Origin of the sequence: Shewanella sp. M16 (assembly GCF_018224605.1) — a bacterium.
GTDB lineage: Bacteria > Pseudomonadota > Gammaproteobacteria > Enterobacterales > Shewanellaceae > Shewanella > Shewanella oncorhynchi.
Genome location: NZ_JAGTUL010000022.1, coordinates 1 through 12,232, shown reverse-complemented (window position 1 = coordinate 12,232; position 12,232 = coordinate 1). Strand labels below are relative to the sequence as shown.

The following is a 12,232-nucleotide window of genomic DNA, read 5'->3' as shown; positions in this document are numbered from 1 at the left end:
ATGAGTGTTACTCTATGATGTAGATTTTCTGCATATTGGCAATACTAAGGATTTCATTCGCCTGACCATGTGCACCTTTTACAGACGTGGAAATATGTAACTCCTGCGCCTTACGATGCAGCAATACCATCATGCCTAAAGCAGAACTATCGAGGTAAAGCACTCGACTAAAATCTAAAATAATATGGTTAACCTCTGGAAGCGTTAAAATATCTTGATAATCACTGGTGAATTTCTTGTGGTAATAAAAGTCAAAGCGCTCTGGCAATGAAATAACTTTAATATTTGACATTGTGTTATCCCTAATTAAAAGAGTTCAATTTCACCACAGGTAATTTGATCCCTTGAAACGGGATTATGAGTCTCCTGACGTCGGCGACTCATTTGTATTGTGATGTCATCCCCCTTAATGCCAAACTCCTGTTGTGACATAGTGGTGACGCGATTAAGCGATTCTTTTAAATGGTTTAGGGACTGATTTGTGTAAATCAGGCTTTGGGAAGTAATATCACTGAACTGCAATCCCCGAATAGTATCCGAGATGGCTTGTTCTAGTTCATGTGCCGATGAATCGATACGTTCAATCACTTGAGAATCCTTCTCTGCTTTAACGATAATCTGCCTTAGTGCAGTATCTATATCCTTTTTGGCATCAATAATATAAGTCATATCTTGAGCGGCGACTTTACTCACGTGTACCGTCAATTGTTCAATCTGAATTTGAATTGATTTAAGCTGTTTTTGTATGCTTTCACTAAAACCTGCGCTACGAGTGGATAAAGCGCGCACTTCATCTGCCACAACAGCAAAGCCCCTACCTGCATCACCCGCCCGCGCCGCTTCAATTGCCGCATTTAAAGCGAGCAAATTAGTCTGGGACGAGATTTGATCTATGTCTTGCAAGGCTTTCATTGCTTGAGGCATAGACTCGTAGATGAGATTCACTTTTTCCAACAATTCCATAGTTGATGCCGACATTTCTATGGTGGATTGAATAAAGCGCTCTAACGTCATTGAGGTATTGTTGGCAAATTGCTTCATTTGATCTGAATGGAATAACTCAGCATCATCCGTACTTTGGACAAGCGCTGAAATAAATCCTGTCTGCTCCGTCATTAACCGCCCTAAACCATCGAATGACTCACCGAGCAAATTGACTGCGTCACCTTGCACCGCTAGCACACTGTCAATGTTAGCCTCGCAGCCGTTAAGCGTCGTGATTGACTCTTGATACAGACTGACATGGGCTTGCCAATCCGCGGCAAGTTGGTTGTTGAAGGACTTATCATCATGCTGTTGAACTAACTGCATTTGCTTATGCTGATAAAATTGCCACAGCAACATAATCAACACAGAAATAACCGGACCAATAGCCCACAATGTCATCAAACTCAGCGAATATCCAACGCCTGCCGCGAGCACCGCAACGACCCCATCCTTGTATGTCATATGGACTTCACAATAATTGTACAGTGATTAAAAAGTAGTTTCATATTGGGTGATTTTCAAACACGAAAGTGAAATTATTCACATTGTTACGTGTCGCTATGCGGAAAATGCAGTTATCGCGATATAAATCCTCAGCATTGAGCGCTAATTCTCAGTAAATTGCCGTAAATTCATGATTTGCTAATAAACTTGTCTTAATGGAACCCGAAACTTAACTGTGCAGTCCTCATACCCTAGGTTACACTGGAAGCGTCATGGATTGGGATGGAATCGCTTATGAGTCAACGTACATTAAACTCCTTATTTAAACCGACTTCCGTTGCCATTATCGGCGCTTCGAATACCGAAAAACGCGCGGGTAATGTGCTGATGAAAAACCTACTATCGAGTGGTTTTTCTGGGCCTATCATGCCAGTCACCCCTAAGTATCGGGCAGTGATGGGTGTGCTCGCCTATCCCAATATTGAAGCCTTACCCATCAAACCGGATTTAGCGGTTATTTGTACCCGCGCTTGCCGTGTGCCCGCCATCGTTGAAACCCTTGCGCAATTTGGCTGTAAGGTGGCCATTATTATGGCAGCAGGGATGGCGCAGGAATTTAACGAAGATGGCGTGAGCCTGCTCGACCTTGCCATGCAAAATGCTAAGCGTTACGGGATGCGCATTCTGGGGCCAAATAGCTTAGGAATGCTATTACCCCCATTGGGATTAAACGCCAGCTTAGCCCACGCCAGCGCCCTACCGGGCAAAATAGCCTTTGTGTCTCAATCGGCAGCTATTTGTACAACGGTACTCGATTGGGCCAATAACAAAGGTATTGGCTTTTCCTCCTTTATCTCCCTCGGTGATGCCACCGACATTAACTTTGACGAACTGCTCGATTACCTTGGCCGCGATAGCCGCACCAGCGCCATCATGCTTTATATCGACTCGGTGAATGAGAAGCGCCATTTCCTCTCGGCTGCTAGAGCCGCTTCACGCAATAAACCAATTCTAGTGATTAAATCAGGCCGCAGCGCCGAAGGTGCCCGCGCCGCAAAATTGCATACGGGCGGTGTTGGCGGTAACGATGCAGTGTATGAAGCGGCGTTTCGCCGTGCAGGTATGTTGCGGGTTAACGATTTAATTGAACTGTTTGCCGCGGTTGAAAGTTTAGCGCATTCCAATCCGCTGCAAGGTGAGCGCTTAGGGATTATCAGTAACGGTGGCGGCCCCGCGGTGTTAGCTGTGGATGAACTCATTATGCGCGGCGGTAAACTGGCGGAGTTATCAGAAGATACAATAGCCAAATTAGAAGCTGTGTTACCGAATACTTGGTCAAGGCAAAATCCCATCGATATTATTGGTGATGCGAACGCGTCACGATATGCTAAAGCCTTGACTATCTTGATGGATTCCAATGAACTTGACGCTATTTTGGTCTTGCACTCCCCTTCAGCACTCGGTGAAAGTGTTGAGATAGCTGATGCGTTGGTGAGTGTGATCCACGCGCATCCCAAAAAGAATCGTCTCAATATTTTGACGAACTGGAGCGGTGAAGACTCGGCTTATCAGGCACGAAAACGCTTCACTAAGGGCGGTATATCTACCTACCGTACACCCGAAGGTGCTGTGGGTGCCTTTATGCACATGGTTGAATACCGTCGTAACCAAAAACTGCTGCAAGAAGTGCCGCAATCGATCCCCGATAATATTCCGACAGATAGCCTCACGGCGCGTAAATTACTGCAAGCGGCTCAAGCTAAAGGAAAATCGGTACTGGAAACCCATGAGGCCAGCCCTATTTTGCGTGCTTATGGGCTTAACACCATAGACACTTGGTTTGTGAAAGATGCCGATGAAGCGGTGGCCATTGCGAATGAAGCGGGCTATCCCTTAGCGTTAAAAGTGCAATCCCCTAACATCTTGCATAAGTCCGATGTGCACGGAGTGATGCTCAATTTAACCTCGGCTGAAGATATCCGCCACGCCGCGAATGCGATTACCCAGAGGGTGCATCAAGCCAATCCCGAAGCCATCATTGAAGGCATGATAGTGCAGAAAATGGCGTTGACCGCTGGCGCACAGGAAATCCGCGTGGCCGTGATAAGCGATCCCGTCTTTGGTCCGGCGATTTGCCTTGGCGAAGGTGGCTCAGAATGGGACCCTACCAATGATGCTGCCGTTGCCCTGCCTCCCCTGAATATGGCACTGGCGCGTTATATGGTGATCCAAGCGTTAAAGACCCATAAGTTAAAAGACAGACATTTACCACTGGGCCTAGACATGAATGCCCTGTGCGTGATGTTAACGCAAATATCCCATATTATTATCGATTGCCCTGAAATCGCCTCGTTAGATTTAAACCCAGTACTGGCCGCGGGTGAAAATATCACTCTGCTTGATGTGAATATCCGTTTGCATGATGCCAATGCCGACAGTTCATCGCGGATGGCCATCATGCCCTATCCGAAGGAATTAGAAGAATTCGCCGAGCTTAAAAATGGCCTTAAGGTAATGCTAAGGCCGATTTTGCCCGAAGATGAGCCTAAACATTTGGCCTTCGATAATTCGCTATCCGATGAAGACAGATACAAACGCTATTTTGGGGTGCGCTCGAAAATGACCCATGAAGAAATGGCGGTATTAACTCAAATCGATTACGCCCGTGAGATGGCCTTTATCGCCACGGCGAAGGGACCCGATGGCGATGACATCACCTTAGGTGCCGTGCGTGCATCTATTGACCCTGATAATACCGAGGCAGAGTTTGCCATGGCGGTGCGTGGCGATCATCAAGGTATAGGGTTAGGCAAGTTGTTACTCGAAAAATTAATCAAATATTATCAGGCCAACGACACGCCCGTGCTCACCGGCTTTACCATGTTTGAGAATCGCAATATGGCCAGTCTTGCCAAGAGTCTCGGTTTTAAAGTGACCTTCGATATGGAGGAACATTTGATCAAAATGCACATGGATTTAAAACCGCCCAGTGATCAATAGCACCTACCCAGACGAACAAAAACGCCGCAAATCATTGCGGCGTTTTGTTATCCTAAGTAAATGATTATTTGACGAAATAGCGACCGAGCTAATACTTAACGCCTTGAAACATCGACACTCGCCCCCACATTCTCAGCCTCTAACACAGTTACGACCTTCGGACTTAGCTTGGTACAGTGCTTTATCGGCGCGACTAAACAGCGTTTCAGCATCATCCCCCTGTTGCAATGAGGCCATCCCAATCGAGACAGTAATCGCGCCAAGGGAAAGTTTTTTGTCTTTCCCTACCGTTAAGCGCCGCTCAGAAATACGTTCACGCAGATTTTCAGCCACTTGCAATGCGTCGTGAAAATGGGTGTTAGGTAGCACCACCACAAATTCTTCGCCGCCATAACGCGCAACAAAGTCATCTCCTCGCACACATTGCTTTAAGGCTAATGCGACATAGGCCAATACTTTATCACCCGTTAAATGACCATAGGTGTCGTTAAAGGCTTTAAAATTATCGATATCAATCAGTAAGAGACTACAGCGGGTCTGGTGATCTTGTGAACGGTAGATTTGATCCTGAATACTCAACTCATAGGCGCGGCGATTATGCAGAGACGTTAATTGGTCTGTCATCGCCGCGAGGCTAAGATTTTCCATTTCCGACTTAAGATTTTGTACTTCTTGACCCATGGTACACAGACTTTGCTCCATCTCACGGTTGTTGATAAGTAGCATCTGCATCTCATCGACCACACCATCAACCAGCTCGTTCAAGGTATTGATATCGGGATTAGTCTGTAATCGCAAACCAAACTCGGCTAATGAGCCAGAAAATGCCGCGGTTCCTTGACTCAACTGGCTGATTTTATTCAACAGGCTATTGATCAAGATTTGTGTTTCAATCTGAACATTTTCAATCACTTCTGGTGACTGTTCTTGGATAAAGGTTTTATAAAGACTGGTATTAACTTCCTTGGTAAAAGAGACAGAATTCGCCAAAAAACCATCAATCGCGCGATTTAAATCGAGATTTGTGCCTGCAAAATATTCATACCAAACAGTGTAATTTTCAGGAGTAACAGGAATATCGAGGGCAGACATTTGCGGCACGGCCAAACGCAAAATTTGCGCGGCAGAATCAAGTTCTTTATTTTCTGCAGTAGAAGACATAAATCGCGAACCATAGGATTGTTATGTTTTTGTATATATTAAGTTAACTCAACTGGTTCAATTTGGATATGGGAGAAATCAATTATTATGACAGGGAGCAAAAGAAAAGAGGATGTTGCCATCCTCTTCCTCATCATGGTGTTGAACCAACTAGAACGAGCAAAACCTCGCGACAATTAAGTCCACAATTAACCGCGGCAGCGAGCAAAGATATCTAATTCAGGCTGATATACCTCAGTTTTGATATTCATTAGTCCCAATAGACTATCGAATAAATTGTCATGGGAGAAACCACCTTTCGCCGCATGCTCAGCCAAACAATCCATATCCAATTGATTATCTTTGCTAAAATCTTTTGACACCCAAGCAAGCATAGGAATGCTCGTCTGCTCAATCGGTGCGATACTGTAAGGCGCGCCATGTAAATACATGCCTTTTTCGCCTAAAGACTCGCCATGATCGCTCAGATACAACATGGCTGGATCAAATTTATCTTGTTGGTTTTCTAACTTTTTAACCACTTCGCTAATAATATAGTCAGTGTACAAAATACTATTGTCATAGGTATTCATCAGCTCATCTTCACTGCAGTTTTGTATATCACTGCGCTGACAATCCGGTGTGAACTTACGGTGTTCTGCTGGATAACGTAAGAAATAAGTCGGGCCATGACTACCAATGACATGCAATACAATCACAGTATCTTTCCGTTCTGCGTTGGCTAAGGCTTCATCTAATTTGTTCAGTAACACTTGGTCGAAACAATATTGGCCAGTGCACAACTTAGGATCACTGTTCAAATCAATGGTTATGTTTTCAACTTGGTCACACACCCCTTTACAGCCAGAATCATTATCAAACCACTGCACTTTAATACCACCATGATCCAACACATCAACGGCGGTGTCTTGAGCATAGGCACGGCGTGAATCGTAATCTTCCCGTCCCATGCGAGAAAACATGCAAGGCAAAGATACCGCCGTTGCCGTGCCACATGAATGGGTATCTTTAAAGACTATTAATCCTTGGTCTTGGGTATGGGCGTTGGTTAGCTTGTCGTAGCCATAATACTGATAACTCATTGAACGCGCGGTTTCCCCCACGACGAGGACTAATAAATTCGGTTTACCATTTGAGTTGGCACTGACATTTTTTGCATCGAGGCCAAGTTGCTGATATTCCATTGGCGTTTGCAAGTACTGCACATTGATGTACTTAGACACAGCACCGATAAAATACGTCGGCACGATATAACGTTTTAGCTCGTCGTTGTTACGGCCAAAGGCCGCGTAATCTTGAAAATAGAAGAAAGCAATAATGCCCAGTCCCGCCAACATCGCCAGCATAAAAAGCACTTTATGCAGTAGTTCTTTTAGGAAAGGTTTGTACTGAATATCCGCTTTATAGATAAGGTACGCGGGTAAAATCCCCGTCAGTAACATATTCATTATCGAAGCGAAATTCACATACATGAACGCTTCGGCATGATTGGTTTGGAAAGTGTTTTCTATCATGCCGTAATCGAAGACGACATTGTATTGGTAGGCAGCGAAGAACACACTCGATGATAACAAGGTGAGTAAGATGAAAAACGGTTTAACGAGATACTTCACCGTAAATAAGGAAAATATAAAACTGAGTGCAAAGGTTAAAAACAACGGCACAGTAGCGATGAAGATAGGATCGACATCAGGTTGTTTTTCAATGCCTTTCTTAATGATGCCAAACAATGGGATATTGAAAATACAGACGTAAAATAACGCTGTGATAAAAGTGAATCGATTCACCGATAGAGTCTTAAATCTTGCTAACACTGATAGCTCTCACTCAAATTAGTTGTTTGTCGAGAATAACTTAGTATTCTTAAGGTAGTCTTAGCCTTTGACAGTGAAATTTTTTCGCAATAGTAGCAAGCTCTCGGCAATGGCTCAAATTATCTGTGGGTATTGTTAACATTAAATAATAAACTTAAAAAAACGGCCGAACCTCAATAAGTTCGACCGTTTTCTGCTCCCCAACCTATTAGGGTCTTGCTCGGTTTTACCAGTGAAGAGTTAACAATTCATGCTAACCCAGCGGTAATTATCTTAATTGCTGTAATAAGTAGGCAAACGCCATTGAATTAAGTTCCGCGGCTTGATTATTATCTGCAGCGCCGGCGTGGCCACCTTCAATATTTTCGTAGTACAAGACATCAATTCCCATGTCTTTCATCTTAGCAACCATCTTACGGGCGTGACCTGGGTGAACCCTATCATCACGGGTCGATGTGGTGAAAAAGACCTTTGGATAATGCACGTCTTTATGCAGATTATGGTACGGAGAGTAAGTTTTAATGTAAGCCCATTCCTCAGGAATATCCGGATTACCGTATTCACCCATCCAGCTGGCGCCAGCGAGTAACTTATTGAATCTAAACATGTCAAGCAGAGGTACTTGGCACACGACAGCGTTGTACAGATCCGGTCTGCGGGTAAATGCCGCCCCCATTAACAGGCCTCCGTTGCTGCCACCTTGGATGCCTAAATGTTTACTTGATGTAATTTTACGGGCAATCAAATCTTCCGCTATTGCCTCGAAATCCTCATAGGCTTTATGTCGATTTTGCTTTAACGCCGCTTGATGCCAAGCTGGGCCATATTCGCCACCGCCACGAATGTTAGATAACACATAGACGCCGCCCTGCTCTAACCAATTCTTACCAATGGTGGCCGAATAGGATGGACGCAGTGAGACTTCAAACCCACCATAGCCATAAAGTAGCGTAGGATTAGTGCCATCTAACTTAAGATCCTTAGCCATCACCACAAAGTACGGTACTTTAGTGCCATCTTTAGACGTCGCAAAGTATTGCTCAGTTTTAAACTTATCCGCAGCAAACTGTTGCGGCATACCTTTAATTTTCTTCGGATTTAAGGTTTTTGTATTAACCGTATAGAGGCTTGAAGGCTCAAGAAAACTGGTGTAATTCACGAAAAAATCATCACTGTCTTGCTCAACGTCCATTACCGTCAGGGCGCCATTCGCTTCGAATGGGACTTGGGTGCTTTGCCAAGCGCCCTTTTCGTCTTGCTCATACCGTACTAATTTGCTTTTCACGTTATCGAGCCAATTAACGAAAATCGCACTCTGACTAAAACTAAGCTGCGCTATCGATGCGGTCTGAGTCGGGCTCACAAATAAACTAAATTTGGCTTTTTGGGCGATAAGATCCGCCACATCGGCATACACGACCGCGCCTTGCTTAAAGTTACCGTCTTTATTGGTTAAATCGCTCTTTAACTCAATAAATAACTTACCTTTAAAATAACCTTTAATCTCAGCATCTTGAGGTAATGGCAACCCTATGAGTTTGCCATCTTGATAGACATATTGGCTGGCGGTATAAAAAGTATGTGCCTCGGTGACTAAACTCAGCGGCGTTTTATCATCGAATAAAACCCAGCCTGATACAGCGACTGAGGTTTTGTCGCCAGTGAAAATCGGTTTCGCTTGCTCGAGTGCTGTACCACGTTGCCAGAGTTTCACTTCCCGTGGATAACCTGAGTCAGTCATGCTTTGACCATCACCAAAATCAGTGCCAACAAAGGCGTGGTCTTTATCTATCCAGCTCAGACTTGATTTTGCTTCTTTCAAAAAGAATGGCTTATCTTTGGTGGCAACAAAGGATTTAGTATTTAAATTAAATTCTCGCACTTCCACCGCATCGGCACCGCCGCGGGAAAGTGAGACAAAACAGCGCTCATTCTCGGGATACTGACAGCTAATATCCTTAAATACCCAATTGACGGATTCAGCTTTACCTAAGGCATCGATATCAAGCACAGTCTCCCATTTGGGATCGGGTTTAGCATATTCTTCCATGGTAGTACGGCGGTAAATACCGCGCACATGGGTGTCATCCTTCCAAAAGTTGTATAACTTGTCGCCAATGTGGGTCGCGTAGGGAATGCGTTCTTTATCGTTCAGGATGGCGAGACTGTTCGCCACTAAGGTATCAAAACCTTTAAACGCTTTAATTTCGGCGGCAGATGCAGCATTTTGGGTTTTCACCCATTCCATCGGCTTTGCACCTTCAACATCTTCTAACCAAATGTATTTATCTTCTTCTGCGTGAAGTTGACCGCTCATACCGAGCACTCCTGCAATGCACCAAGGCAGTAATTTATTATTCATTCTATTCCTTTTAAACAAAGTCCATCTTGAGATCTGCCCTTACATTACCTTAATTAATATCCAGTTCAACTATTAATCCAACAAGAATGTAACAAAAGGTAAGGTACTGTAATAGCTGATTATTAATCTAGAATAAATCGCGTTTTTAAAGATGTCATGCTATAAAAAAGCGTCCACGAGGGACGCTTTTTAGTGGATGAAATAGGGTAAATTAAAACTCGTTATTCATACGAGACAACAAATTGAGCAGTACGATTCGTTCCTCACTGCTCATTTTAGCGGTGAGATCTGTGGTGAGTTGTAGATGTAATGCATCGTGTTCAAGGAACAAAGTTTGGCCCTTTTCGGTTAACTCCACCAGAATCGAACGACGATCGGTTTCATGGGGACGACGTACAACCCACTCAGCTTCTACCATTTTGTCGATTTGGACCGTTAGTGTGCCTGTTGTGACACCAATTTTATCCGCCAGTTCTTTCATCCTCATAGCGCCGTGCACGCCGAGTAACTCAATGGTGTGCACCTGCGATAGGCTAAAACCTTTGTCACGCACAATGGCGTGTTCCCAAGACGACAGCTTTTCATAAAATTCAATAATCACATGATTTAATGCATGATCTGTTGAATGAGCAGTCGTTAAATTCAGGTTTGATGAATGATGATGTTCAACAGTCATTTAGGCTTCCTTAACCATACACTCGCGCTGACGACAAGTATGGAGTTCAATAGTGATATGAGCCAATTCAGGAAATTGTGACAGTAACTGATTAAAATAACTGACATCTTTCGGTGAATGGGACACGATAGACACCATAATAGCATGGTGATCGGCACTCACTCGCCAAAGATGTAAATCGGCCACTTGATGATCCGGTACGGCCTCAAGAGTTTCCACGACCTTACGCTGCAATGACGCTTTAACACCACCGTCAAGTAAGATAGGACTCGTTTGCTGAATAAGTCCCCATGACCAACGGCTAATAATCACAGCACCCACTATACCCATAACCGGATCGAGCCAAGTCAGTCCCATGTATTTACCAAACAACAAGGCCGCAATGGCGAGCACTGACGTTAACGCATCGGCTAATACGTGAAAATAGGCGGCGCGTAGGTTGTGATCATGACCACCGTGTGCCTTCTGACTCTCATGCTCATGCTCAGCAGCATGGTGCTCCTGTTTATGATGGCTATGATCTTGATGGCTGTCATCGTGTGCATGTGAGTCATCATGTGTATGTGGACCCGCACCATGTGAATGAGCCGTATGGACGTGATCGTCATGGGAGGAGTGTGCTTCGCAGCTGTGATGAGCATGCTCGTCTTCATGATCATCTTGATGTCCATGATCGTGACTATGACCATGAGTGTGCCCATGGTCGTGGGTATGGTGATCTTTGAGTAAAAATACACTCAGCACATTCACACTCAAACCTATAACAGCCACAAATATGGCTTCGTTAAAATGGATTTGCTCAGGGTTAATCAGTCGCATTCCCGATTCAATCAACATCACCAGTGCCACAAGTCCTAGCGCTATTGCGCTGGTATAACCGCCAAGCACACTCACTTTGCCAGTACCAAAAGCAAATGCAGGATCGTTAGCGTGTTTACGGGCATACGAATAGGCGAATAGCGTGATCATAAAGGCCGCGGCATGGGTTCCCATGTGCCAACCGTCGGCGAGCAGTGCCATAGAACCGTAGATGGTTCCGGCAGCAATTTCAGCCACCATAGTGATCACGGTTAAATACAGTACATAGCGAGTGTTCTTCTCGCCATCGCGGTTCTGACTCGAAAACTCATGGGCGTGCTGCCACTGGGCGAGTGAGTGCCCTTGGCTGCTTCCCGTAGTAGCTTGATGCCCTGTCGCTTGCTCGGCTGTCATTGATTTCATTGTATGGCCCCTGTTCCATTTCTATCGCTATTAATGGTGAAAAACTCGTCGCTTGAATTATAGTTTGAAAATCAAAATATATGAAGATCAAATTAACTATTTATCAAGATATACTGTTTTCAAACTTTTAAACGTGTATTTGAATCCCCATAATGCATCTGCACACCTGCCATCAGTCGAGACACTGATATGTGAATTAAGATAGGCAGCTAGACTAGGCAAAGGATATCAGGCAAGGTTTAATGGATTAGCGCTTGATTTATGAGTAAAAACAGCTCACATAGCTGAGTTAGATTGGCTTTATTACAGCCTTACGCAGTTATAGACAGACACAGCGGTGGCTTTTCAGTGCAAGTTGAAATCCAAGTTTTAAGGTTTTTATCTAGGATATTTCGTATATTTTTCGCATGATATTAGGGTCTGTTGATCTTTCGAGAGTAATTTTTAGACAGCATGGCAAGACGTTATAATTTGCTTCGCCAAAAGTAACCATAACCTCAAGCCATGCCAAGACTTATGCTAACCGATGCACGCTGGGAAAAGCTATTTCATTTAATGAAAAGCACA

8 protein-coding genes are annotated in these 12,232 nt (G+C 44.3%); 1 reads left to right on the top strand and 7 read right to left on the bottom strand.

Going from position 1 to position 12,232, the window contains the following annotated elements:
* Positions 1 to 7 precede the first annotated feature (7 nt).
* Both KFE26_RS15000 and KFE26_RS14995 read right to left on the bottom strand, forming a co-directional pair.
* The gene (locus tag KFE26_RS15000; protein WP_028759900.1) at positions 8 to 292 is read right to left on the bottom strand and encodes an STAS domain-containing protein; all 285 of its coding nucleotides are present in this window, start codon (positions 290 to 292) and stop codon (positions 8 to 10) included.
* A gap of 14 nt (positions 293 to 306) precedes the next feature.
* Positions 307 to 1,449 carry a methyl-accepting chemotaxis protein gene (locus KFE26_RS14995; protein WP_212600891.1) on the bottom strand — a complete coding sequence of 381 codons (1,143 nt, stop codon included), beginning with the start codon at positions 1,447 to 1,449 and terminating at the stop codon, positions 307 to 309.
* 276 nt (positions 1,450 to 1,725) lie between these two features.
* Here KFE26_RS14995 and KFE26_RS14990 point away from each other — a divergent pair, with 276 nt between their 5' ends.
* Positions 1,726 to 4,431, top strand: coding sequence for an acetate--CoA ligase family protein (locus tag KFE26_RS14990; RefSeq protein ID WP_105252534.1), 2,706 nt, complete (start codon positions 1,726 to 1,728; stop codon positions 4,429 to 4,431).
* 132 nt (positions 4,432 to 4,563) lie between these two features.
* On the opposite strand, the gene KFE26_RS14985 is transcribed toward KFE26_RS14990, so the two are convergent.
* The 5 genes from KFE26_RS14985 to KFE26_RS14965 all read right to left on the bottom strand — a co-directional run bounded on the left by KFE26_RS14985 (position 4,564) and on the right by KFE26_RS14965 (position 11,665).
* Entirely contained in the window at positions 4,564 to 5,592 is a 1,029-nt protein-coding gene (locus KFE26_RS14985; protein ID WP_028759897.1) for a GGDEF domain-containing protein, read from the bottom strand.
* 188 nt (positions 5,593 to 5,780) lie between these two features.
* The gene (locus tag KFE26_RS14980; protein ID WP_212600890.1) at positions 5,781 to 7,406 is read right to left on the bottom strand and encodes a phosphoethanolamine transferase; all 1,626 of its coding nucleotides are present in this window, start codon (positions 7,404 to 7,406) and stop codon (positions 5,781 to 5,783) included.
* A gap of 268 nt (positions 7,407 to 7,674) precedes the next feature.
* Complete coding sequence (locus KFE26_RS14975; protein ID WP_212600889.1) at positions 7,675 to 9,768, bottom strand: prolyl oligopeptidase family protein; 2,094 nt, start codon at positions 9,766 to 9,768, stop codon at positions 7,675 to 7,677.
* A gap of 211 nt (positions 9,769 to 9,979) precedes the next feature.
* Positions 9,980 to 10,444, bottom strand: coding sequence for a MarR family winged helix-turn-helix transcriptional regulator (locus KFE26_RS14970; protein WP_212600888.1), 465 nt, complete (start codon positions 10,442 to 10,444; stop codon positions 9,980 to 9,982).
* Positions 10,445 to 11,665, bottom strand: coding sequence for a cation diffusion facilitator family transporter (locus tag KFE26_RS14965; protein ID WP_212600887.1), 1,221 nt, complete (start codon positions 11,663 to 11,665; stop codon positions 10,445 to 10,447).
* Positions 11,666 to 12,232: the final 567 nt, after the last annotated feature.